Source organism: Kocuria sp. TGY1127_2 (assembly GCF_013394385.1).
GTDB lineage: Bacteria > Actinomycetota > Actinomycetes > Actinomycetales > Micrococcaceae > Rothia.
Genome location: NZ_AP022834.1, coordinates 238,047 through 261,628, shown reverse-complemented (window position 1 = coordinate 261,628; position 23,582 = coordinate 238,047). Strand labels below are relative to the sequence as shown.

Below are 23,582 nucleotides of genomic sequence, written 5' to 3'. Positions count from 1 at the left end.
TATACAAATCGACCCACAGAGTTTATATTTGGCCTAAATAAATTCTCATCGGGGCGAGGCGCCCCACGTCAGGAGTTCTGATGGCGAGTGTCAGCTTCGCAAATGTCACATGCAGGTATCCGGGCGCGATCAGGGATTCAGTCTCACACCTGGACCTCGAGATCCGCGACGGCGAGTTCTTGGTCCTCGTCGGTCCGTCCGGATGCGGGAAGTCCACGGTCCTGAGGATGCTGGCGGGCCTGGAGGAGGTTACCGACGGCCGCATTTGGATCGGCGACCGGGACGCCACCGCACTACACCCGAAGGACCGGGACATTGCCATGGTCTTCCAGAACTACGCGCTCTACCCGCACTTGACTGTCCGCGAAAACATCGGATTCCCGCTCAAGATCGCAAAATGCCCTAAGGACAAGCGAGACCGGCGGATCAAGGAAGCAGCCCGCCTGCTCAACCTCACCGACTACCTGGACCGCAAACCCAAGGCGCTGTCCGGCGGCCAACGCCAGCGCGTAGCCATGGGTCGAGCGATCGTCAGATCGCCCGAGATTTTCCTGATGGACGAACCACTGTCCAACCTCGACGCGAAACTCCGCGTCCAGACGCGCAGCCAAATTTCGGAGCTAACCGATCACCTAGGGGTCACCACAGTCTATGTAACGCACGACCAGACCGAGGCAATGACCATGGGAGACCGCGTCGCCGTTCTGAAGGACGGCCAGCTCCAGCAGGTCGACACTCCCGCCAACCTCTACGACCATCCCGCCAATGAGTTCGTGGCCGGGTTTATCGGTTCGCCGTCCATGAACGTTCTTTCGGGGACCGTCGAGCCCTGCGGCGTACGGCTCGAGAACGCAACCGTCGAATTCCCCGACGACATGCGCGCACGCACCTCGAACCCAACTGTTCACTTGGGGATCAGACCCGAGGACCTCGAGGTCGTCGAACAGTCCCGGGGCTTCGAGGCCCACGTGGAACTCGTGGAGGAGCTAGGCGCCGACGCCTACGTCCACGTCTCGCTCCCGCGCCGTTCCCCTGTCACCATTGTTTCACCGAACACAGAACGGCCGGCCCACATCATCGTCAGGACCTCCGGACGCAGCCCACTCAAACGCTTCGACCGCGTCTGGCTGGCCCCAACCGGTCACGGGCATTTCTTCGACGCCGAGACTGGTCACAACCTCGCCCCCGATGATGTCGCGACCGACGCGGGCAATGAAAAGGATGCTCGGGTCGCGACCGACACGGGATCCACCGCCGCTTGAGCGGCTTGGCCTGACACGATCTCGCCCGAACCGGTCCTATAAGTCCGCGGGCCCGCCGCAGACCACAGGTCAGAGTCCCCTGAGCGCCCGCTCCTGTACACCCTCGATGGCTGCAAAGACGGCGCCGTCGCGCACGGCGTCGGCCCCGGAGGCCGAAGCCGAGACCGTGAGCCACGGTGCATACAGGTACCGTTGTACCGACCGCTGAATGGACGCCGTCAGGCCGCTCAGCGCCGGGGCCATGCCACCGGAAATCACCACCCCGTCCAGCCCGAGGGGGCCCGCGAGCAGAGCGCACACACGAGCGATCTGGTCCGCCACCTTCTCGACGATCCCTCGAGCGACATCGTCACCCTGATCCGCCATGGCGAATACGTGCTCGGCGCGAACGCTTTCCTCCGACCACATCGACAGACTCGTGGTCAGGCCGGTCCCGGCCGCCGCTCGCTGGATGGCCTTCACGGCAAGGGTCTGTGCACTGTGCCCAGCACCGTCCGGCGTCCCGACGCCGTCCACCAGGTGCAGAATCTCCAGCTCGCCCGCATTGCCGCGCCGCTGCCGCAGGAGTTGGGAGTTCAGCACGATCCCTGCGCCGTACCTCTGCCCGACCAACAGAGCTGCGAAAGAGGAATCTCGCAGCCCCGGATCACGGTGCAGCTCATTGAATGCCGCCAAGTTGGCGTCGTTTTCGACGCTGGCGAGCCATCCCCTGTCATCCATCAGTCGATTGAGTCCAGGATTCATCGTGCGCCAATACTCGTTCGGCCCTTCGGGAGAGAGTCCGTCGAGGTCCACCGGTGCGGGGACGCCGAAGACTACGGAATCCACGTCGGAGGGCGAGAGGCCGGCGTCGTCGAGGGCCTGGTCGACGGTCCTGACGATGGCGCACCGACGCTGTTCAGGGGTGCCCCATCCGTGCCCCATCGAGATCTGCGCCGTCCCCAGGGCCGTTCCCGCCAGGTCGGCCACGGCCGCTTTGAGACGATGCTGCCCAGCATCGACTCCCACCACAATCTTCTTCCGGGCGTTGAAGACGTATCTCAGGGACGGGCGCCCCTTCTTGTACGCGCCTGCGTCCCTGGAGTTCTCGACTTCCAGAAGCCACCCCTCCGCGACCAGGTCCTTGCACAGCGCCAACACGGTAGCCCGAGTCAGGCCGATGCTCTGCATCAGGTCGCTGGCGGTCACGGGTTCGCCTTCCCACATCGTGGACAGCACTGTTCCCGCGTTCATCGACCGCACCACCTGGGATGAGCCCGCCCTGATTGGTCGCTGATTCATCACCCGACCTCCTTCCTTCGGACCCCCGCGTGAGACTTTGCCTTTGTGGGTCTGATTTATTCCAGATTATTGCCTCCCCTTTATTTAGTGTCTATATTTAGTCCCACGAGTAAATGTGTTTCAGAACACTGGAGGCCCATGTGAACGGCGAGGAAACCACGAGTGCGCACACGCTGAGTCGGCGAGCCCTGTTGGGCGCATCCCTAGGAGCTCTCGGCCTCGGTCTCTCAGGATGCGGTTGGACGACTCGCGCCGCCGAGGTAAGGCTCTACCAGTCGAAACCCGAAGCAATCCCGTATTTCAGGAAACTTGTGGCCCGCTTCAACGATAGTCAGGACGGCGCCCTCAAGGCTGTACACGATACGGCCTCGAATCTCTCCTCGGGATTCGCCCGGGCCGCTCCCCCGGACCTCGGCCTGTTGAACTACAACTACGAGATGGCCCGATTCCAGGAACGTGGCGAGCTGTCGGACCTGTCGGACATAGCCAGCGAAGCCAGGATCGCCCCACGCTTCCAGGACCTGGTCGACCAGTACCCCACGTATCCGGGTCGTACCAGCGCCATCCCGTACTCCGTAACCTCGGCCGCGACTCTCTACAACAAGGAGATCTTCGACAAACACGGCCTGGACATTCCTAGGACCCACTCCGAGTTCCTCGACGTCTGTGACACTCTCCAAGAAGCCGGCGAGACCCCCATCTGCTTGACCTCTGCCGCGGCCTGGACCATCGCCCAAGGCATCGTCGATTACAGTATCGGCGGCTCAATCGACGTCGCGCACTTCTTCGAAAGGCTCCGCAATCAGGGCGACCAGGTGACCCCGGAATCGGAGTTCTCTTTCAGCCAGGTTTTCCGCGAGCCACTGAAAAAGGCCCTGACCATCACGAGCAAATACGCGAACAAGAACGCCGACGGGCTCAAATACGGAGACGGAAATGTCGCCTTCGCCCGCGGCAAGGCCGCGATGTACTTCCAAGGCCCCTGGGCGCTGCCAGACATTCTGAAGCTGAACCCCGAGGCCAATCTCGGCGTATTTCCCCTGCCGATGACAGAGAACGCGGAAGACCTCAAGGTCAGAATCAACCTCGACCTTGCCCTCTGGATTCCGGAAAAGGCCAAGAATCCCGAGGCCGCCCGGAAGCTTCTTCGATACCTCATAACCCCGGAGGTGGCCGACGACTACAACGAAAAGAATCTGGGCTACTCCGTGCGGGATGGTGCACCGGCTGCAACCGACCCGCGCCTCGTGGACATGCAGAGTTACGTGGACAGGGCGGCCTTCTACCAAGGGGTCTCCACTGCCGTACCCAAGACGATCCCCTTCGAGAGTTACATGCAGGGCCTATTTACCGGCGATGACCTGGATGAGACTCTCAGGACCCTCGACGGCGACTGGCAACGCCTCGCACGCCGCCAGACGCCGTAGTTTGCTCAGGCGCCCGCCCCACAGGAGGGCACCCAGACCCAAGGACGAAGTCATGACAACCGATACCGCACCAACCCGGACCGATCAACGCCCGAACCGCAGGCTGGCTCCGCTCAGGAGGCGACGCCGCATCGAACCGGTCTTCTACCTTTTCCTGCTGCCCGCTCTGGTTCTGTTCTCCCTGTGCATTACCCTTCCTGCACTGATGGGGATCTTCTACAGCTTCACCGATTCGGTCGGCTTCGGCGGGTTCCACATGGTCGGATTCAAGAACTACGCGGTACTGTTCTCCGATCCCAGTATGCTCAGGGTCTATGGGTTCACGATCGGCATCGCGCTGGCCACGGTCGTCCTCGTCAACGTCGTCGCACTGTTCCTGGCCATCGGGCTGACCAGCAACATCAAGTTCCGTACCCTCTTGCGGACGGTATTCGTGCTTCCCATGGTGGTCTCGGCCATCATCATCGCCTTCGTCTTCCAGTTCATCTTCTCCACCACGCTTCCGGCCTTCGCCGAGAGCATCGGTTTCGGCCCGCTCACGGATTCGATCCTGGCCGATCCTCACCTCGCCTGGATAGCGATCGTGCTGGTTACGGCCTGGCAGGCCACACCCCAGGCGATGCTCATCTACATCGCGGCGCTCGTGACGATTCCCGACGACGTGTACGAAGCGTCTTCATTGGACGGCGCGAGCTCCTGGCAGCAACTGACCCGCATCACCGTGCCCATGATTTCCGGATACGTGCTGATCAACGTGATTCTGGGCTTCAAGAACTTCCTGAGTTCCTACGACATCATCGTGGGTCTGACCGATGGCGGCCCTGGAACTGCAACCCGATCAGTGGCTATGTCGATCTTCAAGGGGTTCGAGACGGGCGATTATGCCTACCAAATGGCCAATTCTGTGGTCTTCTTCCTGATCACCCTGGCAATTGCCCTTTTGCACATGAGGATCTCCCGAGGAAAGGCGAACATCTGATGTCCGCAACCATGATGACTCCGCCCGAGACGGACTTCCCCGAAACCGCATCGTCGGTCCGACCGATGGAAAGAACCACGTCACCGCGGCGTCGCGCGAGCCGCAATGCCAAGGCGTGGGTGCGCACCGCGATCCTGGCCGTGTGTTCGCTGGCGGTACTGCTGCCGTTCTTCGTCGGCATTTCCATGGCCTTCAAGACCACGGACCAGGCCGTCGAGGGACAAGCCTTCGACCTGCCGCGGCCGTGGTCGATGGAGGGGTTCCGCGAAGCGTGGGAACTGACGAATTTTCCCACGGTCTTCACCGTGTCGTTGACGATCACGGCGGTGAGCGTCGTCGGATCGGTGCTGCTCAGTGCGATGGCCTCCTACGCGATCGCACGAAATTGGCACCGTCCGTTCTTCAGATTCTCCTGCTATTACTTGCTGGCCGCGATGTTTCTGCCGTTCCCGGTCCTGGCCCTATCCCAGGTCAAGCTCAGCGGGTACGTCGGACTGGCGAATCCGGCCGGCGTGATCTTGTTGCACATCATGTTCCAGCTATCCTTCAACGTCATGCTGTTCACGGCGTTCATCCGCGGCCTGCCGGAAGAACTCGAGGAGAGCGCCCGGGTGGACGGGGCCTCGGCTTCCCGAATCTTCTGGACCCTGATCTTCCCTCTCATGGGGCCGATGACGGCTACCGTCGCGATCTTCACGCTCCTGGCCTCCTGGAACGACTTCATGATGCCGTCCATGATTATCGCGAACCCGGACATGCAGACCCTCCCCGTGGTCCAGAAGATGTTCCAGGAGCAATTCAGCAACAGCTACAACATCGCCTTCGCCTCGTACCTGCTGGCGATCGGGCCTTCGATCATCGCCTACGTTTTCTGCCAGCGGTGGGTCATGTCCGGCCTGACCCAGGGCGCTCTCAAGTAACCACTGTTTTTCGTTTCCCCCCCTCACGAAAGGACATCCGTTGACTGCATCAACGACCGAACAGCACCTCGCCACGGACTTCTCCCTCCAGGGTACGGACTGGTGGCGACAGGCCACGGTCTACCAGATCTACCCGCGATCCTTCGCCGACCAGGATGGCAACGGGATCGGCGACCTCCGCGGGATCACCTCGCGGGTGCCGTATCTAAAAGACTTGGGCATCGATGCCGTGTGGCTCAGCCCCTTCTACCCGTCGGAGCTGGCCGATGGGGGCTACGACGTCGCCGATTACCGCGGCGTCGACCCCAAAATCGGTTCGTTGCAGGACTTCGACGAGATGTCCGCGGCTCTGCACGAGGCCGGTCTCAGACTCATCGTCGACATCGTGCCGAATCACACCTCCGACCGGCACGAATGGTTCCAGGAGGCACTGGCCTCCGGTCGGGGTTCTGCGGCCCGCGACCGGTACGTGTTCCGTGAGGGATCGGGACCGGACGGCAACGAACCGCCGACGGATTGGGTGTCGATCTTCGGCGGTCCCGCGTGGACCCAGGTCGCGGACGGCCAGTGGTACCTACACAACTTCGCCCCAGAGCAGCCGGACCTGAATTGGAAGAATGAGGAGGTCAAGGAGGACTTCCGCAGGACCCTCCGCTTCTGGTCCGAACGGGGTGTGGATGGCTTCCGGATCGACGTCGCCCACGGACTCGCAAAGGATCTCTCGGAACCTCTGCCGACCCAGGCGCAACTCGATGCCATGCCTCATGACGGCAACCATCCACTGTGGGACCGAGACGAAGTCCACGAGATCTACGCCGACTGGAGGAAAGTCTTCGACGAATTCGATCCGCCGAGGACCGCCGTCGCCGAGGCCTGGGTCGAGTCCGACCGCAGGCCCCAGTACGCGAGTCCCTCCGGACTGGGGCAAGCCTTCAACTTCGATCTCCTGTCCGCAACCTTCGAGGCGGATAGTTTCCGCCAGATCGTGTCCTTCAACCTGGCCCTCGCCGAGGAGTCCGGGTCATCGAGCACGTGGGTCCTGTCCAATCACGACGTCGTCCGCCACGCGACGCGCTACGGGTTGCCGACGCGCGCCGGAAGCACGAACAAGGAGGTCGGCAATGAGTGGTTGCTCTCCGGTGGGCCCGAGAACCAGCTCGACAGGGAAACCGGGATCCTCCGGGCGCGAGCCGCAACGCTGTTCGAGTTGGCCCTTCCCGGAAGCGCATACCTCTTCCAGGGCGAGGAGCTGGGTCTCCACGAAGTCGCCGACATCCCGGAGAGCGAGCGTCAGGATCCGACGTACTTCAGAAACCGTGGGGTCGAGATCGGGCGCGACGGATGTCGGGTGCCCCTGCCCTGGTCCTCGAGCGGGACGAGTCTCGGATTCGGTGAGGCCGGTTCCCATCTGTCCCAGCCGGCCTGGTTCAGCCAGTATGCCGTGGACACCGAGGACGCGGATCCGGAGTCTACGCTCAACCTGTACCGGCGGGCCCTGGCCCTCAGACGGGAGTGGCTGACCGCCGAATCGCTCACGTGGGTCGAGCACACCGACCCTGATGTTCTGGTCTTCCGCCGCCCCAACGGGTGGGTGTGTGCAACGAACTTCGGGGATTCGCCGGCCGAGCTTCCTGAGGGTGAGATTATGCTGACCAGCTCACCACTCGAAGACGGCAAGTTGGCTGGAAACTCGAGCGTCTGGTTGCGGGGGTAGCCGCGGAGAGATGACGAAGCCCGCGCATGCCTGGCGCATGCGCGGGCTTCTTTGTGGTGTTTTCAGATGTTAATTCGCTGCGGCGGCAGGCTGGAGCCGGTCCAGGTCCGCCCAAGGAGTACGTGCTGCCACATGCGTTCGCAAGGGTCTCAGAGACCTCGCCATATTGGCGCCGACAGCCGCACAGACCACGCCGTCCTTACCGTAGACCGCGGTGAACTTACCGTCGTCGAGGTTCCCGTCAACGACTTCGAATGAGTCGGCGTCACGCGGAAACCCATAGACCTGAACTTTCACATCGTATTGGTCCGACCAGACGTACGGCACAGAACGAGCAATAGGTGGCTGACCGAGAATGGACCGCGCAACATTCATACCCTGCTCGGTCGCGTTAGTCCGGTGCTCAAGGCACACAGAACGCCCCATTTCAGGGTGCCACCACGCCGCGACGTCCCCAGCTGCCCAGACCCCGGGAGCCACCTGTCCTCGCTCATCGCATTCCACAGTACGATCCGCGGGAATTCCGCTTCCTTCAAGCCATTCGACGTTCGGGTGGGATCCTATGGTCATCAAGACGTTTTTCCCGGGCAAATGTCGCCCGTCCTCCAGCAGAATTCCGTCGACGGAGCCATCGGGGGTCAAAGAAACTCGCTCTGCCCGCCCTTGCTCTATCCGCACCCCGTGCTGGTGATGACGTGCGGCCAGCACAGTAGCGACCTCCGACCCCAGCGCTCCGGCCAGCGGAGCGTCCTCTGAGCTCAGGAGGGTGACTTCGCATCCGAGAGTTGCCACCGCGGCAGCCGTTTCAGCACCGAGGAAACCTCCACCGACGACCACCAATTCCGGATTGTCGGTCAGTGCCTGACGAAGCTCAATGGCGTCCCCAACGGTTCGCAGGACATGAGCCCCGTCGAGATGCTCAGTGAGCGGCAACCACCGCGGCCGGACACCGGTGGCGATGACCAGCTCATCGTATGAAATGGCGGTGCCGTCATCGAGGAACAAGCGCCGTTGATGAGTATCCAAACCGGAAGCGCGGCACCCCGACATCCAGCCTGCGGACAATTCGCTCAGGGACTCTTCAGAACGAAGATTCAACTGCTCCTGGTTCCACTCGCCGGTCAAGAACCGCTTTGACAACGGGGGCCGGTCGTAGGGCAGAGCAGTCTCGTCTCCGACCATCGTGATCTGCCCGTCGCACCCACCGCGACGGAGAGTTTCCAAGACGCCGAGACCTGTGGCCCCGGTACCGACCACGACGATATGCCGAAGGGTCATTCGTGAACCTCGATCGCCGCCGCGGGGCACAGAGCAGCTGCATTTCGTACGTTCTCGTGCTCCCCCGCGTCCGGCTCCTCCTGCAGCAAGACCACGATGCCGTCTTCGTCCCTCTGGTCGAACACTTCCGGAGCCGCGAGGACGCACTGTCCGGCCGCGCAGCACTTTTGTTCGTCAATTGTGATTTTCATGTGTGTGTTCCTTTTCAATTGCGTTCGTTGTTCTCTCAGTCCGGCCGATGAATGGGCCGGTTACCAAGTAACAGGTAGCGAGCGGACACCGTAGTTCGTGCCGAAAGCGTCCATGGGCACTTCCTGCGCGTCCACGGCGAGTTTCAGGTTGGGGAAGCGTTCAATCAGCTTCGGCAACACCGTTTTGAGTTCTGCGCGGGCCACGTTCTGACCCAGGCATTGGTGGACCCCGTAGCCAAATGCCAGGTGCCGGGTTGTTTTGCGGTCGAAGTCAGGCACATCCGGGTCGGAAAAGACTCGGGGATCGCGATTCGCCACCGGCATGGCGACGACGACGAGGTCGTCCTTCTTGATCTGTGTTCCGCCGATTTCGACGTCTTCGAGTGCCACACGACCGAGACCGAATTGGACGATGGTCAGGTACCGAAGCAATTCCTCGATGGCTGGCCCGATCTTTTCCGGATTGTCGCGCAGTTCCTCCCACTTTCCGGGGTGGGTCAGCAAGGTCATGATCGACAGCCCCATCATGGCAGCAGTCGTGTCGTGCCCGGCGAAGAGAAGCAGGACGCAAATGCCCGTCAGGTCCTCATCCTTCAGGATGGTGTCCCCGGCTGCGGCAATCCGGATGAGCTCACTGATGAGGCCTGCGGAATCCGGATCCTCCTTCTTGGCTGCGATCAGAGTGGAGATGTAGTTCATCAGCCATTGGGCGCCCGCGTCTCGTTCCTCCCGGGGCTTGCTCATGTCCATCATGTTTTCGGTCGCCCCATGAAAACCGTCGCGGTCTTCGTATGGCACGCCCAGGATTTCGCAAATCACCAAGCAGGGAATCGGGAGGCAAAGTGCTTCCACGAGGTCCACGGGGCCTGTTTCAGAGGCAATCGCGTCGAGGTGTTCGCCGACAATCTGATCGATATAGGGTTGCAGGTTCTTCTGGACTGACTTTGGCGTGAATTTCCCGGTCAGCAACTTGCGGTATGCGCCGTGGTCGGGCTCGTCCATCATGACGAAAAGCGGCGGCAAACCACTGCCGCTGTCATCTGCGCTTTCTCCAGTCTCGCCCTCAGGGGTGTCGTGGCGAGGCCGATGAGCACTCATGCGAGGGTCTGCGAAAACCTGACTTCCCTCATCGAATCGGGTCACCAGCCAACCTTCGGTTCCGTTAGGGAACCGCACCCAGTGAACAGGCTGCTGCTCTTGTAGGGCTTGGTATTCCGGCGGCGGGTCAAGTGGTGAAGCCGCATCTCGTTCGACGGGCATTTGGGTAGTGGTATCAGTCATGTGGATTCCTTTTTCTCGAGTCGTGGTGCTGGTGCGTGATCAGGAGTCTCGCGAGGGAAGAGCATCTTTCCGATGCTCGACGAGGGCCTCGGAGATGCCTTCTTGTAACCGGGTTGCTCTGCCCCAGCCGACATAAAACGCGAGATGCAGTACAACCTCGTCAAGCTGTTCGGAAGTGAGCTCCTGGTTGGCGAGAGCGCCTCGCACTTGGGTTCGAATCAGATCGACGTCCCCCAATGCGGCCGTAGCGCCCAGAACGAGCAGACGACGGTCGCGTATGGACAGTTCCGGGCGATTCCAGATGTCGCCGAATAAGTGGTCTACGGTCTCCTGCATAAAGGCCCCGCCTTGCTCGGGGACACGTTGGCTGAATCCTGATCCGTAGACTTCATCCATCATCTGTCGACCGTCTCGTTCAGTTTCCTCCGGAGGATCGAGGTGGAGAGTCTCCGAAGCCCCGGCAAGGCTCGCCTCGACCAGCGGCAGCCGTAGGCCAGAATCGGCGGCGAGCTGTTGAGCGGCCGAGAGGTCCTTGGTCATCAAGGGAAGTATTTGATGTCCCACGGCGTCGGCATCACCGTTCTGCTGCATCTGGAGCAATAACAGCAAAGTGTGGCCGTCCGGATCCGCGGTCTGGATAACCTGGATGAGTGTCTGTGGGTCTACCCCGGCGGATTCGGCCAGCGAGGCCGCCTCACTGACCGTGCGCCAGCTGCCGTAGGTGACTATGTTGCGGGCGATTTTGGTCGCCATTCCCGCGCCCAGCGGGCCGCAATGGACCACGGCTTTGGCAAAGTCATCCAGTACCGGACGGACACGATCAACCTCTGAGGTGTCACCGCCTACCATGACGACCATCCCGTTCTCGGCCGCTTTGTCCCCTGGCGTGACGCCGCAATCGAGAAGCGTCACGCCGTGTTCGGCACACAGGTCTGAAAGCTGTCTGACACTGGCCAGGCTGACGGTGCTCAGCAGAACGACTGTGAGACCGTCGTGGGCGGCTGCCAGCACCCCTTGTTCTCCATTGAGAACATCCAAGGCCTGCTCTGCGCTGACGACGGCAACCATCACGACGTCGCTTCGGGCCGCCACATCTGCAGGCGACGAGGCCAACTCAGGACTGCCTGGAAGGTCCGCCGCCTGTGGGCGAATGTCGTAGACCAGTGGGGTACGCCCGCTCCGGGCAAGACTCGTGGCAACTCCCCCTCCGATCATCCCGAGCCCGACTACCCCCGCGCGGAGTCCGGGTTCATCCCGTGTTGATTCGTTCATGAGCCATCCTTTTGTTGCGTGTCTCGCTCCGTCGCGCTAGCGCAAAGGACGAAGAGGGAACCAGAATTTTTCTAACCTAACTTAGTTAAGTTAAGACTGTAGACCCTTGTCCTGTGTCGTCAAAATGATGGGAACGAGGGTCTAGGATCCCTCGAGTAGGGCACGGATTCGCAGTGATGCCTGGCTTTCGCCTTGTCCAGCCCGGTCAACAAACCCAGGTTCTTGAGGAGCGACCATCGAGTCCAGAAGCCCGTCGGCGGTGCCGAGGACTATAGGTTCCAGGGATTCCTCGTAAAAAAGACTATGAGCGAGGGAGAGACTGCCGTGCATCCCTGACCATAGGGTTTGAACTACCTGATCAACCGGCTGGGACAATAGATACCCCGCCTGGTTGCATCTTTCCACTGCGGTCCGCAGACTTCCCGAAACGACTTTGGCCGGATGGTGCCGGACCCGTGAGCTATCAACCTGGGGCTGACGTGTTTCGTACAGTAGCCGGTAATAGCCGGGGTACTCCAGGCCGTATCGGCAGTATGCATGCATTTGGGCACGCAGCCTAGCCAGCGGCTCTTCCGCAGCTTTCTGGTCGGCGACGTGCATGCAGGATGCCAGCTGATCGTACTTCTCGGACAATGCTGCCCACACCAAGTCGGTCTTGTCATTGAAGTGAAGATAGATGCTCGGAGCAGAAACTCCCGCTTCCGCAGCCACAGCTCGCATGGTCAAACGCTCGATGCTGCCCCATTTGTCGAGCAACCTGCTGACGGCCTGGAGAATCTCACCCCGCAACTGACCGCCGTCGCCCCGCCGACGTCGCTCCCGACCCTCTGCCATATTCGCACCTCCCAGACACCTTTCAGCTTACGCAACTTTTTCACGTCTGGGATCAGGCCGTCTCGACGTCTTCGCGGAGCAATTCACCGAAAGTCTCGAACCCGCACGCGCGTGCGACTGGCTCCTGAAACCCGTGCCCTTCGGGGTGCGCACGGTGAGAAGAACCTGGGCTTCTGAGCGGTGACGCTCGCCATCACCGGCCCCTGGTCATTGCCGAATCGAGCAAGAGGGGCAGTGGATGAGGTTGAACAACCGCACCCACCGCCCCTCCCGAACGGTCCCTCCCCGGCTTTCGAACTACGGACAACGAATCGTTGCCGCATCGTCGGGGGAGCCTGTGAACCGATTACGACTTGCCGTAGATCCGCGATCCCTCGTCGACGCCCTCAAAGCGGAACGGGGACTGGGTCTGCCTCTCGGTCTTGTAATTGTCGAGCGGCCGGACCATGGTCCCCGGGTGCAGGGCTCGGTACTGGTTGTAGTCGACGGGCTCGCGTGCGTCCAGGATCGCCTGATGCTCCTCGGCGCGGAGGTGATCGCGGTAATCGGGCTGGATTACACCCACGAAGAACTCGGAGACCGCGCCGGAACCGTAGGAGAAGAAGCCGACTCGCTGACCGGCAATCTCCTCATCCGAATCCAGCAAAGCCAGGAATCCCAAGAAGATCGAGGCCGTATAGCTGTTGCCGAGTTGCTTGTTGTATCCGAAGGTCGGGGCCAGTGCGGCGGCAGCTTCGGCCTTCTCCAGCGGGGTCCCGGCTTCTTCGGTCAACCGAACGTGCGCCTTGACCGCCATTTTGGTGAAGGGCTGGTGATAGCAGAACCAGTTGATGTCATCGAAGTCGACGCCGCCATGCGCACGGTAGTCATTCCACGCCCCCACCAACGCATCCAAGTACGCCCCCACGGAGAACTTTCCGTCCACGAGGGCGGTGTTGCGATGGTTCGGCCGCCAGAAGTCCTGGACGTCCAGCGTGTACACGCCCTGGGCAGGTTCGATCGCCAAAATATCCGGGTTGGCCTGCACCAGGAACGCGACGGCGGCAGCTCCCTGCGTGGGCTCGCCGGACGTGTCCACGTCGTATCGGGCGACGTCCGACGCGATGACCAGAACCTTTTCCTCGGGGTTCCGGGCCACAATGCCGAGCGCCATCTGGAGCGCGCCGATTCCGCCGTAACAGGCCATCTTGGTTTCGATGGTGCGAACCTCGCGCGGAAGGTTCAACAGCCCGTGCACGTAGACGCCGGCCGACTTGGACTGGTCGATTCCCGACTCGGTCGCAAACAGCAGGGTACGAATCCCATCGGTACCGTTGCGTTCGATGATGCGTTGGGCGGCCGCGGCCCCCATGGTCACGGTGTCCTCGTCCTCGGCGGTCAGACTCATGGTCTCCTGGCCGATTCCGATGTAGTACTTGTTGACGTCGATGTCCTGCTTCTCGGCAAGATGCGCGAGATCGAAGGAGTAGTGACCGGTTGCGAAGGCGATATCTTGGATTCCGCTCGGGACGGCGCCGTGTGCGGCCCCCGCCTGCGGGTTTTCCGTGGTTTCTGTGCTCAACTACTGATTCCTTTCAATCTTCACGTGCGCTGCCATGAGCTCACCGGGATTAGTCTGAGCGGCCATCAGGGAAAGCTCCCCGCACAAGACCGATGCGGCACATAGAACCGCGAGACGGTGGGCATTCGCGCCGGGCTCCCGATCTTCACGGCAACCCAGCTTCTGCAAATTGTCCTCGACAACGGTCAGACCTGCGCCCTTGCCGTTACCGACAGTCCCCACGATCAGGTTGGGGAGGTTGCAGGAGAAGTACAGATCGCCGTCTCGAACTTCGGCGGTCGTCACCCCTTGCGAACCTTCCACAATATTGGCCGCATCCTGCCCCGTGGCAAGGTAAAACGCTAAGAGCATATTGGCATAGTGCGCGTTGGCCGCACGCAGGCCGCCGGCCAGGTTGGTACCGATGAGGTTCTTCCGCACGTTGAGGTCCGCGACCTCTTCGGGCGTGGTCTTGAGATGACGCACAACGACGTCCCGCGGGATCACGATTTCGGTCACGACGTTCTTGCCGCGCCCCAGAATGCCGTTGACCGCCGTGGGCTTCTTGTCCGAGCAGAAGTTCCCGGAGATCGACCCGTACTCGAGTTCGGGGTATTCCTGGAGAATCCAGGGCATGAGGTTGTCGGCCGCGAGGGTGACCATGTTGTGACCGGAAGCATCGCCCGTGGTGAAGTCGAAACGGACGTACAGAAGATTGCCCGCGTACTGGAAGTGCAGGTCGATGAGTTTCGCAAACCGAGATGCCTGGGACACAACGGCCTGGAGGTCACCCCGTCGTGCGTCCAGTTCACGAGCCACGCGATGGGCCGCTCCGGCGTCGGGCGCTTCGAAGTACACCGAGCGGGTCATGCGGTCGTCGACCAAAGTCGCGCGGATCCCGCCTTCGACCAACCGAGAAATCTTGGATCCTCTTTTGACCGAGGGCCACAGGGGCGTTTCGTAGGTTGCAAGGGGAACTTCGACCTCTTCGTTTCCGATCACGTTCCCGGACACACGGATCGGCCCGATCCACTGCGTCGGGAGAGGTGTCTGAAACGGCTCGTGCATATTTCCTCCGGTCATCGTCTAAAGCTGCGCCTGTTCGCCAGGAACGCGAGATTCACGCCCCGCAGTCGGGCCGTCTCGGCGAGTTCGCCGCCGATCATCACGTCGGTTTCGCTGAGTTGCCGAGTCGTGGCCGCACCGAACATCGCATACATCTCGATGAGGCGGTCCCGCCAGTCGTTGACCTGCTCTATAAGGCGTTTGGTTCCTGCGGCGTTCGCCTCGACCCCTGACTCCCCCAACACCGTGTGCAAGAAGGTCCCCGCAACTCCTACCGCTCGCGCTCCGAGGGAAAGACCCCGGATCACGTCGTACGGGTTTCGCACTCCGCCCGAAGCCAACAACGCCGGGCGCGGGGTCTCCGCCGGGAGCGTCGTCGCGTCCAGCAACGATGCGGCGGCGGACTGGCCGAAGTCGGCCAGGAAAGCATAATCTTTGCCCGCGCGTCTGTCATTTTCAACCCGTGCAAAGTTGGTTCCACCGTTTCCGGCCGCGTCGGCGATGCTCACGCCCAGTTCCGCGAGGAGGGCGACCGTCTCGCGAGACATTCCGAAGCCGACTTCCTTGACGATCACCGGAACGGGCGTGGACTCGACGACGGACGCAATGTTCTCCGCCCAGGACCCGAAACCGCGCGAACCTTCCGGCATCACGGTCTCCTGAACGGAATTGATGTGGATTTGAAGGGCATTTGCTTCAAGGGCCTCGACGACGCGCCGTGCCTGGTCCGGGGTGGCATCCGCGCTGAGGTTGCCCATCACGAAGCCATGAGGGTTCTTGTCACGGAGCACACGGAAGGTCGGAAGCACGCTTTCGTCGCGGAGGTAGATACTCATCGAACCGGTCGCCATCGCAATGCCCGTTTCGGCCGCTGCTTCGGCCAGCGCGGCGTTGACCTTACCGGTGGTTTCGGTCCCCCCGGTCATGCCGTTGATGTAAAACGGAAGGGGCCAGCGGATATCGCCTGGCAACGAGGTCGAGATATCGACGTCGCTCGCGTCGATTCCGGCCAGTCCGTGGTGAAGCAGGCGGACCTCGTCCCAGTCCGTCCGCGCGCGCTCCTCACGCTGCTGGGCTGCGGCGAAGTTCAGATGGTCATCCTTGCGGTTACTGATCATGCTGAGTCCCTCGTGTTGGTGGAACGGATGGAATCCGCCAGGATTTTCTGCCCTCGTGACGAGACGCGAAGAGGCAGCGGACGAATATTGGCCTTGATCCAAGCCCTTTCCAACTCGCGGTCGTCACTGCCCGCCGGGCCGATCGCGATTCCGCAGTCTCCGCCGCCTGAGCCTGAGGACTTGGCCGCCCAACCGGATCTCAGCGCGGATTCCACGAGCGCGGTCAATTCAGGAGTTTCGATGACGCTGTCCCGTTGCCTCGCCAATTCTCCCAGAATCGTGCGGGCTTCAGCCACAATTTCGCTCAAATTTTCAATGTTTCCGCTGATCAAAGCCGTTTCAAGTGCCTCTACCTGCGCATCGGAGCGTCGCAGCAAGTCTGACGGGAGTGCCGTCTTCTTCCGCAAGCGGCCCACGAGTTCCGGGGTGTCCGCCGGCTCACCGGTCCATCCGACCCGCACCGTCAGCGGCGACTCAGCGGGCGATTCGACAGCCGTCGATGACGCGAAGCTCGCGGTGTAGGCGGCCGCGCGGTCGTCACCATCGCGATCCAGCCCGTCCAGACGGTCCAGGCGCAGCCCCGGCCACTCGATGGCGAGGAGGTCCTCGACGTCGCGTTCGCACGAAGCCTCGAACAGCCATTCGCGGTCCGGCGATGCATAGGAGACCCATCCGCCGAGTGAACTCGCTGCGATGTCACCGCCCGAGGTCGTGCGCGTGACCTGCATGGTCGCGATCATGGCAAGGCGGTAGATCTTCTCCGGGCTGAGGTCCAAACCATAGATGCACCCGATAGCACCGACCGCAGCCACAGTCACCGCCCCGGAGGAACCAAGCCCGAATTTGGTCCCGGTTGCGGCGTCGTCGAGATGACTGCTGACGTGGAGCTCGTAGTGCTTCGCCTCGAGCCCGCGTTCGCGACGAAGTCTCTCGACCGTCTGCAGGGCGGCCACGAGATAACGGTAGAAACCGGCCGTATCCTCATCGAACTCGACCACGTTTCCGGAATGTCTCCACGTCAGGGGCTGGTCGCTGGCGGTCGAGAAGAGAGCCCCGACCTCTTCCGCGGAGCGCGCCTCGACGCTGACGTAACGATCTACCGCAATCAGAATCGCTCGGTGACCGGGCTCGACGACGGCGTACTCGCCCACGACGTAAAGCTTGCCGGGCGCCTCGGACAGGATCATGCATCCTCCACGAGGTGCGCGCCTGGGCCGGAGCGCGCCGGAATGAGTTCTAGATCGGGGAACCGATCCGAAAGTGCCCGATGCGTCTTTTCGAGGTCTTCGTCCCGGCAGAGAACGGCCACGTTGGGCCCGGCGTCCGCGGTCCCGTAGACCTCCAAACCGTCGGCACGAAACTGTGCCACGGCGTCGAACAGCTCGATCGAGGTCGGAGCAAGGTAGCGAATGGGCGGCCGGGCGGCGTTGATCGCGGCGTGCATGCGCAGTGCGTTGGACTCGGTCAGTTCGCCTACTTGCGTGTAGTCGCCGTCAGCGAGCGCGGCCGTCATCGCCGTCAGATCCTGTGCGGTGCCGGATACCCAACCATCGAAGAAGGATGATGTCCGCGCTGTTTCGCGCATCGCGACCCGCGAGGAAATGGACTTCTGCGCAGCTGAGACCACGGCGATGACCATGGCGAGCCGCGGGCCGGGGATCTGTTCCGCATAAGATGCAGCATCGGCCTCGTCGCCGGTTCCTTCGCCGGCGCGCCACACTGCCAGGTCTCCCAAGACGGAGCGGCAAGCCGATCCTGAGCCCCGGCGGGCCAAGCGGGAAAGGGACACGGTGTCGGTGGGCAGCCCGTAGGCCCGACTCGCCGAGGTCGCGAGTGCCGCGAATCCGGAGGCGCTAGAGGCCAGTCCCGCGCCGGTCGGAACGGAATTCCTGGATTCGACACTGGCTCGGGTAGTGCGACCGGACTTCTCCCGAACCAGCTCCAGGAATGTCCGGACACGGGCCAATGGTGTCCCGGAGACTTCCGATCCATTGAGGAAGAACCGGTCCTCTTTCAATGATGGGTCAAGAGTGACCGAGGTCTTCGTCGGGAAAACGTCCAACGTCAATGACAGGCTTCCGGTCCAAGGGAGCACCCGCTCCTCGTCCCGCTTTCCCCAGTATTTGATGAGGGCGAGGTTCGGGTGGGCCACGGCCGTCGCACGGGCAAGGGTCACTGCTCGAACTCCTCTGGGTTCAGGATCCAGGTTTGCAGCGCCCCGGCCTGCCGAAGTTCCTTGGCCAGCTCTTCGCCGTGCTGGAAATCCCGCGCAAGGGCGATGACGCAGCCGCCGCGACCCCCTCCGGTCAGCTTTGCCCCGAGGGCTCCGGCGTCACGAGCGGATCGGACCAGTTGATCCAGATGCGGGCTTGAGACCGATAACTCGCGCAGGGCTTCGTGAACCTCGTTCATACGGCGTCCGAGCGCCTCGCGCTCATCATTCTTGAGATTCTCGCGGGCCGCAACCGTGTGGTCGCGGATCGTTTCGAAGTATCGGGCGACGTCGCCCGGGTTGGTCCGCCGCATTTCAGTGACGGCGCCGACGGCCGAGTGGGTGTCGCCGGGCTGACCCGAATCGGCGACGACGATCGGGGCCCCCAGATTCACCTCAATATTCTCTGCGATGCCGGCCTGGAACCAGATTGGCGAGCGGCTGAGGACGGTATATGCGTCCAACCCCGAGGGGTTTCCGTGAGCCACCCTCTCGCCGGTCTGGACGAGTCCGTGGCGGACGGAACGCGGGAGGTCGTTGCCGGTCAGGTCGAGAATCGCATTTGCGATGCTGGCCGCTCCCGCGGCGCTGGAACCGAGTCCGCGCTCGAGCGGGAAGTCTCCGATGCATGTGATGTGGAGACCTTGCTGGTGATGCCCGATGAGCTCGAGGGTTGCGGTAATGGTCGCCCCCAGCGGGGCGAGCATCGGGGGCGCGCTGGCGAGCGGACCGTCATAGATGTCAACCGTGAGCCACAGCGGTCCCGGAGACGGGGTTGCGGTGGCCGTCAGGCCGACCTGCGGCAGCGGGAACGCAATTGCGGGATGCCCGTGGACCACCGAGTGCTCCCCGAAAAGAATGACCTTGCCCCACGCCACGGACTGACCGACCGCGGACGACTGAAGGGGGTCGGCCTCTTTCAACTTGTGCAAATCTCTGAACTCCGATGGGCAAGGGTAAATACTTTCCAAGACGGATCAAGCATATTCCGTATACCCCAGGTTTCACGCACCACGCGATTTCGGCTTCAGTTCGCACCAAAGGCACCGCCCAGAAGCGTGGCCCGGAGCTCGCTGCCGTCTTGGCTGGTCTGTCATCCGCGGAGAAGCGACAATCATCGGAGATGACCGGTCCCTACGGCTTCCTCAGGATATCGAACATCACGCATCTGTCAGGTTGGACCCTCCCAGTCCTGTGCTCATTACCATCGGGCGGAGTGGCTGTTATCACCTTCATGTTGCGGCGACGTACGGGCATATTTCGGTTCTTCGCCCCGCTCGGAAGCTTCGACTTGCACCTCGGTTTCGTGCCGCGAGGTTCGCCGTCTCGCCTCCTTACCAACGCCCCATACTGGGATCGAAAGTTGGGTCGTACGTCTGCATATAGCCGGTGTCGTCTCTTTCCAGCATCTCGACCTTCACATACTGCTCGTGCAGACGCGACAGTTTCTCGTGGTCCAGCGAAACGCCGAGTCCGGGACCTGTCGGCACCGAGACGGCTCCGCCTTCAAAAGTGAACGGCGTTCCCGACACGACGTCATCGTCGGGCTTCTTCCAGGGCCAGTGCGTGTCACAGGCGTAATCGATATTGGGTGTCGCACCGGCCACATGCAGCATCGCGGCCAGACTGACTCCCAGATGGGAGTTCGAGTGCATGGAGAGATTCATGCCGAATGTGGACGCTATTCCGGCCAGAAGTTTGGTGTGTTCCAGACCGCCCCAGAAATGTGGGTCGGACAGGATGATGTCGATGGCCTCCCGGCTCACGGATTCCGGGATGTGGTCGAAGGCGACGACGAACATATTCGTCGCGAGCGGCATCGGAACATGGCTCCGGACCTCGGCCATTCCGTCCAGCCCGGGAGCGGGATCTTCGAGATATTCGAGTTTTCCTTCGAGTCGTTTGCCGATTTTGATCGCGGTACTCACGGACCAGGCCGCATTGGGGTCGATCCGAAGGGGCATGTCCGGGAACCTTTCTGCCAATGCCTCCACGGTCTCGGCTTCGTCCTCGGGCCTCAAGACGCCGCCCTTGAGTTTGAGCGCTGTGAAACCGTACTCGGACACCATCTTTTCCGCTTGATCAACTATTTGGGACGCGTTGAGCGCCTCCCCCCATTGATCCGGCTCCATGCCGGGGTGAGCCGACCACTTGTAGAAGAGATATCCGCTGAACGGGACGCTTTCCCGCGCCAGACCGCCCAGGAGGCTGCTGACGGGAACGCCGAACTGCTGTCCCTGGATGTCCAGGGCGGCGACCTCGAAGGGCGAGTAGACCCGGTCAAGAGTCGAGGACGTTGTGACCATGCCGGCCATGCCGTCGCCGCCGCGGACGGAATCGTCGGCCAGTGCACGCGAAACGGCGCAGCGCATCGCGAGCAGGCTCTCCGCGTCGACCCCGATGAGCGCACGAGCGGCCAGATCAAGTCGTGAGAGGTGAACGGCCGAGCCGTACGACTCACCGATACCCGTGATACCCGACGCCGTTTCGACTTCAATGATGGAACGGAGCGCGTATGGCTCGTGAACACCCACCGAGTTCAGGAGGGGCGGGTCCGAAAAGGCAACTGGGGTGATCCTGATGGTTGAAATCGTGGTATCTGCGGCCATGGGCTTCGCCTCCGGATCGGTGTCGAGATGTGTTCGAGGGGCTCTCGGATTGGCAGGGAGGACCCGCCTGAGTCACACGATCAGATTCATGAGCAGCACTCCTCCCAGCCCCAGAACCGAGAGAACGGTCGTGTACGTGGTGCGGGCCTTGAGGGTCTGCACGACCGACAAGTTGAAGTACTCCTTGAACATCCAGAAGCCGGGATCGTTGACGTGACTCACGGCGATCGACCCACAAGCGGTGGCCAGGACCATCAGTTCCGGGGACACTCCGCTCGAAGCAACCAGCGGTGCCGCAATTCCTGCGGCCGTCGTGACGGCAACCGATGCCGAGCCGAGGGCTACTCGTAGGATTACGGCGGTCAACCACACCAGAATGATCGGGTGAACCGGCCAGCCCGAGGTCATGTCCGCAATGTACTGAGCGATGCCCGTGGAGACCAGAACCTCTTTGAATGCACCGCCCGCGGCGATCACCATAATGATCATGGCCATGGCCCGCGCGGACTCGGACATGGAGACGGCCAACTCGGACAACGGCCTCCCGCTCATCGGGCCGAAGACGACGATGGCGACGAGAAGCGAAATCAGCAGGGCGACCGTCGGCGAACCGATGAAGGTCACGAATTGCATCAGGCTCGAGCTTTCCTCCCCGACCATGATGTAGATTTCCGCGCCGGCAATGAGAATCACGGGAAGAAGGGCAACGAGCAACGAGCGGCCCATACTGGGCATCTCTTCGTCCGTGAAGCTCTTTTCCGAGATGAGGCCGCGAGGGATCTCGGGCTGGATCTTCTTCACGAAGGACAAGCGCGGCCACACCATGGCCACCAGCACGCCGGCAGGAACCGCGATGAACAATCCGTAGAGCAGCGCCAAACCCGGAGAGGCCTGATAGATGCTCGCGGCCGCGGTCGGTCCCGGGTGCGGGGGCAAGAAGGAATGCATGGTCGACAACGCAATGGACATCGGGAGCCCGACCCACAGCAAGTTGGTCCGTGTCGCCCTGACGAGCGTGAAAGCGATCGGAACCACGATCACGAAGGCAGCCTCGTAGAACATGGTCACGCCGATCAGCATGGACGTGACCACCATGGCCCACTGCACGCGCTTCTCCCCCAAGAGGTCCACCACGCGCAGGGCAATTCTTTGCGCCGCCCCAGCGTCACCGAGGATTCTGCCTATCATGGCGCCGATTCCGATGACGGCGAGGGTTTCTTCGAGCTGACCACCCATGCCGCTGCCGATGATGTCGGGTATGTCGGCGACCGTGGCGGGTTTGTCGTCGACCGTCAGCACGCCCGACAAAGCACCCCAGCTTGCGACCAATACCGAGACGATCAGCAGCGCCACAAAGCCATTGAGCTTGAACTTGGTCATCAGGATGAGCAACAAAGCCACCGCAACGGCCACGATGAGTAGGGGCATCAAATTCTCCTTCGAATCCCCGCCACCCGGGCGAGAGCCCTGGAGCAGGTCGGATGCGTCAATTCGTGTTCTGGTTCACATTGGGGTCGAGCTTATGAGTTGCGCTTCAATATTGTCTATAACTAGGTTTGCATGAACTAATACCTAAAAGACATGAAACATTCGGAGGCCCATGTTTACCCTCGATCAGCTGAGATGCTTTGTCGCCGTCGCCGAAAACTTGCATTTCGGCCGGGCAGCCGAGGAACTTGCCATGACTCAACCCCCGCTCAGCCGCCAAATCCAGAAATTGGAGAAGAGCGTGGGGGCTCAGTTGATTCTGAGGACACATCGAAGAGTTGAGCTCACGGCGGCGGGTTCTGCTTTCCTCGACCAGGCCCGGTTGATTCTCACATCGGTCACTCGTGCCGGTGAATCGGCCGTTCAGGCCTCCCAAGGGCTTCAGGGGCGCCTGAGCCTGGGGTATACCGCAGCCGCAGGACTCACGACCCTGGGTCCCATCCTGACCCTCATGAAGGAACGCATGCCCGGCGTTGCGATCGATCTGCACCAGATGGTGACATCCCGCCAGCTCGAGGCCCTCGAGGACGGACGGATCAACGCGGGTCTCGGCCGGTTGTCGATGCCGTCGGAAGGCTTCAGAACCGACTCGATCCACACGGAGGGGCTGGTCCTCGCGGCCCCGGATGGCCATGAGCTACTGACCGGGCGGCATCTGCACCGCGAGGACGTCTTAGGGCATCCGCTGATCATGCACTCGGCGGAGGGAGCCCGATATTTCTACGACCTCGTGGTCAGGAACTTCAAGATCGACCACGCGGACGTTTCCCATTCCCTGAGCCAAATCACCACGATGGTCAGTCTGGTGGCCGCCGGACACGGCATCGCCCTCGTTCCGGAATCCGCGACCAAGTTGAATTTCCCGGGTGTCACATACCGCCAATTCGACGATTTGCGGAAGGACATCGTCGAGCTGCAGCTCATCACTTTGGCAGAACGACCCACGCCCACCGCCATACGACTCCGGCAGCTCATGGATTCCCTACCTCCGGACTGGGCGCGGTGATGCGAATCCCCGTGATACTGGAATGGCATTGATATATGCATAATTGCACTTGGACAGGCATGAGACGCAGTTCATAGACTCCGATGAGTTCCAACCATCGACGCA

At 61.8% G+C, this 23,582-nt stretch carries 20 protein-coding genes; 6 read left to right on the top strand and 14 right to left on the bottom strand.

What is annotated here, in order from left to right:
* Positions 1-80: 80 nt before the first annotated feature.
* Positions 81-1,262 (top strand): ABC transporter ATP-binding protein, encoded by a 1,182-nt coding sequence (locus sake_RS01150; protein ID WP_178945276.1) that lies wholly within the window; start codon positions 81-83, stop codon positions 1,260-1,262.
* Positions 1,263-1,331: 69 nt separating this feature from the next.
* Here sake_RS01150 and sake_RS01145 read toward each other — a convergent pair whose 3' ends face one another.
* Positions 1,332-2,543, bottom strand: a complete 1,212-nt coding sequence (locus sake_RS01145; protein ID WP_178945275.1) for an ROK family transcriptional regulator — start codon at positions 2,541-2,543, stop codon at positions 1,332-1,334.
* 140 nt (positions 2,544-2,683) lie between these two features.
* Here sake_RS01145 and sake_RS01140 point away from each other — a divergent pair, with 140 nt between their 5' ends.
* The 4 genes from sake_RS01140 to sake_RS01125 all read left to right on the top strand — a co-directional run bounded on the left by sake_RS01140 (position 2,684) and on the right by sake_RS01125 (position 7,583).
* The gene (locus sake_RS01140) at positions 2,684-3,970 is read left to right on the top strand and encodes an extracellular solute-binding protein (RefSeq protein ID WP_238147511.1); all 1,287 of its coding nucleotides are present in this window, start codon (positions 2,684-2,686) and stop codon (positions 3,968-3,970) included.
* A 52-nt stretch (positions 3,971-4,022) separates the two neighbouring features.
* On the top strand, positions 4,023-4,949 hold the full coding sequence (locus sake_RS01135) for a carbohydrate ABC transporter permease (protein WP_129358463.1): 927 nt from the start codon (positions 4,023-4,025) through the stop codon (positions 4,947-4,949).
* A gap of 65 nt (positions 4,950-5,014) precedes the next feature.
* A complete protein-coding gene (locus sake_RS01130) occupies positions 5,015-5,869 on the top strand; it encodes a carbohydrate ABC transporter permease (RefSeq protein ID WP_129359384.1) in 855 nt (284 codons plus the stop codon).
* 40 nt (positions 5,870-5,909) lie between these two features.
* On the top strand, positions 5,910-7,583 hold the full coding sequence (locus sake_RS01125) for a glycoside hydrolase family 13 protein (protein ID WP_129358462.1): 1,674 nt from the start codon (positions 5,910-5,912) through the stop codon (positions 7,581-7,583).
* 69 nt (positions 7,584-7,652) lie between these two features.
* Here sake_RS01125 and sake_RS01120 read toward each other — a convergent pair whose 3' ends face one another.
* The 13 genes from sake_RS01120 to sake_RS01060 form a co-directional block, all read right to left on the bottom strand.
* A complete protein-coding gene (locus tag sake_RS01120; RefSeq protein WP_197964442.1) occupies positions 7,653-8,861 on the bottom strand; it encodes an NAD(P)/FAD-dependent oxidoreductase in 1,209 nt (402 codons plus the stop codon).
* Positions 8,858-9,052, bottom strand: coding sequence for a ferredoxin (locus sake_RS01115; RefSeq protein ID WP_129358460.1), 195 nt, complete (start codon positions 9,050-9,052; stop codon positions 8,858-8,860). Before sake_RS01115 ends, sake_RS01120 begins: the two co-directional genes overlap by 4 nt.
* 60 nt (positions 9,053-9,112) lie before the next feature.
* Positions 9,113-10,333 carry a cytochrome P450 gene (locus sake_RS01110; protein WP_197964441.1) on the bottom strand — a complete coding sequence of 407 codons (1,221 nt, stop codon included), beginning with the start codon at positions 10,331-10,333 and terminating at the stop codon, positions 9,113-9,115.
* A gap of 39 nt (positions 10,334-10,372) precedes the next feature.
* A complete protein-coding gene (locus sake_RS01105) occupies positions 10,373-11,605 on the bottom strand; it encodes an NAD(P)-binding domain-containing protein (protein WP_129358459.1) in 1,233 nt (410 codons plus the stop codon).
* 141 nt (positions 11,606-11,746) lie between these two features.
* Positions 11,747-12,439, bottom strand: a complete 693-nt coding sequence (locus sake_RS01100; protein WP_129358458.1) for a TetR/AcrR family transcriptional regulator — start codon at positions 12,437-12,439, stop codon at positions 11,747-11,749.
* Between the two features lie 346 nt (positions 12,440-12,785).
* Positions 12,786-14,000, bottom strand: coding sequence for a hydroxymethylglutaryl-CoA synthase (locus tag sake_RS01095; protein ID WP_129358457.1), 1,215 nt, complete (start codon positions 13,998-14,000; stop codon positions 12,786-12,788).
* A complete protein-coding gene (locus tag sake_RS01090; protein ID WP_178945274.1) occupies positions 14,001-15,047 on the bottom strand; it encodes a hydroxymethylglutaryl-CoA reductase in 1,047 nt (348 codons plus the stop codon). It lies immediately after the preceding gene.
* A gap of 11 nt (positions 15,048-15,058) precedes the next feature.
* On the bottom strand, positions 15,059-16,162 hold the full coding sequence (fni, locus tag sake_RS01085) for a type 2 isopentenyl-diphosphate Delta-isomerase (protein ID WP_178945273.1): 1,104 nt from the start codon (positions 16,160-16,162) through the stop codon (positions 15,059-15,061).
* A complete protein-coding gene (locus tag sake_RS01080) occupies positions 16,159-17,349 on the bottom strand; it encodes a phosphomevalonate kinase (RefSeq protein ID WP_178945272.1) in 1,191 nt (396 codons plus the stop codon). The genes fni and sake_RS01080 overlap by 4 nt, the downstream gene beginning before the upstream one ends.
* Complete coding sequence (gene mvaD / locus sake_RS01075; protein ID WP_129358453.1) at positions 17,346-18,338, bottom strand: diphosphomevalonate decarboxylase; 993 nt, start codon at positions 18,336-18,338, stop codon at positions 17,346-17,348. The genes sake_RS01080 and mvaD overlap by 4 nt, the downstream gene beginning before the upstream one ends.
* Entirely contained in the window at positions 18,335-19,306 is a 972-nt protein-coding gene (gene mvk, locus sake_RS01070) for a mevalonate kinase (protein ID WP_178945271.1), read from the bottom strand. Before mvk ends, mvaD begins: the two co-directional genes overlap by 4 nt.
* 402 nt (positions 19,307-19,708) lie before the next feature.
* Positions 19,709-20,983: a glucarate dehydratase family protein gene (locus sake_RS01065; protein WP_178945270.1), complete on the bottom strand. Its 1,275-nt coding sequence runs from the start codon at positions 20,981-20,983 to the stop codon at positions 19,709-19,711.
* Between the two features lie 72 nt (positions 20,984-21,055).
* Positions 21,056-22,411, bottom strand: a complete 1,356-nt coding sequence (locus tag sake_RS01060) for a gluconate:H+ symporter (RefSeq protein WP_129358450.1) — start codon at positions 22,409-22,411, stop codon at positions 21,056-21,058.
* Between the two features lie 172 nt (positions 22,412-22,583).
* Between sake_RS01060 and sake_RS01055 the strand changes: the two genes are divergently transcribed.
* Positions 22,584-23,477 (top strand): LysR family transcriptional regulator, encoded by an 894-nt coding sequence (locus tag sake_RS01055; protein WP_129358449.1) that lies wholly within the window; start codon positions 22,584-22,586, stop codon positions 23,475-23,477.
* The last annotated feature ends 105 nt before the right edge of the window (positions 23,478-23,582 follow it).

What these genes read in the sequence shown, in the direction of transcription:
- sake_RS01150 (WP_178945276.1), top strand. Translation starts at nt 81, where the DNA reads ATGGCGAGTGTCAGCTTCGCAAATGTCACATGCAGGTATCCGGGCGCG.
- sake_RS01145 (WP_178945275.1), bottom strand. Translation starts at nt 2,543, where the DNA reads ATGAATCAGCGACCAATCAGGGCGGGCTCATCCCAGGTGGTGCGGTCG.
- sake_RS01135 (WP_129358463.1), top strand. Translation starts at nt 4,023, where the DNA reads ATGACAACCGATACCGCACCAACCCGGACCGATCAACGCCCGAACCGC.
- sake_RS01130 (WP_129359384.1), top strand. Translation starts at nt 5,015, where the DNA reads ATGGAAAGAACCACGTCACCGCGGCGTCGCGCGAGCCGCAATGCCAAG.
- sake_RS01120 (WP_197964442.1), bottom strand. Translation starts at nt 8,861, where the DNA reads ATGACCCTTCGGCATATCGTCGTGGTCGGTACCGGGGCCACAGGTCTC.
- sake_RS01115 (WP_129358460.1), bottom strand. Translation starts at nt 9,052, where the DNA reads ATGAAAATCACAATTGACGAACAAAAGTGCTGCGCGGCCGGACAGTGC.
- sake_RS01110 (WP_197964441.1), bottom strand. Translation starts at nt 10,333, where the DNA reads ATGACTGATACCACTACCCAAATGCCCGTCGAACGAGATGCGGCTTCA.
- sake_RS01105 (WP_129358459.1), bottom strand. Translation starts at nt 11,605, where the DNA reads ATGAACGAATCAACACGGGATGAACCCGGACTCCGCGCGGGGGTAGTC.
- sake_RS01100 (WP_129358458.1), bottom strand. Translation starts at nt 12,439, where the DNA reads ATGGCAGAGGGTCGGGAGCGACGTCGGCGGGGCGACGGCGGTCAGTTG.
- sake_RS01090 (WP_178945274.1), bottom strand. Translation starts at nt 15,047, where the DNA reads ATGCACGAGCCGTTTCAGACACCTCTCCCGACGCAGTGGATCGGGCCG.
- fni (WP_178945273.1), bottom strand. Translation starts at nt 16,162, where the DNA reads ATGATCAGTAACCGCAAGGATGACCATCTGAACTTCGCCGCAGCCCAG.
- sake_RS01080 (WP_178945272.1), bottom strand. Translation starts at nt 17,349, where the DNA reads ATGATCCTGTCCGAGGCGCCCGGCAAGCTTTACGTCGTGGGCGAGTAC.
- sake_RS01065 (WP_178945270.1), bottom strand. Translation starts at nt 20,983, where the DNA reads ATGGCCGCAGATACCACGATTTCAACCATCAGGATCACCCCAGTTGCC.
- sake_RS01060 (WP_129358450.1), bottom strand. Translation starts at nt 22,411, where the DNA reads ATGCCCCTACTCATCGTGGCCGTTGCGGTGGCTTTGTTGCTCATCCTG.
- sake_RS01055 (WP_129358449.1), top strand. Translation starts at nt 22,584, where the DNA reads ATGTTTACCCTCGATCAGCTGAGATGCTTTGTCGCCGTCGCCGAAAAC.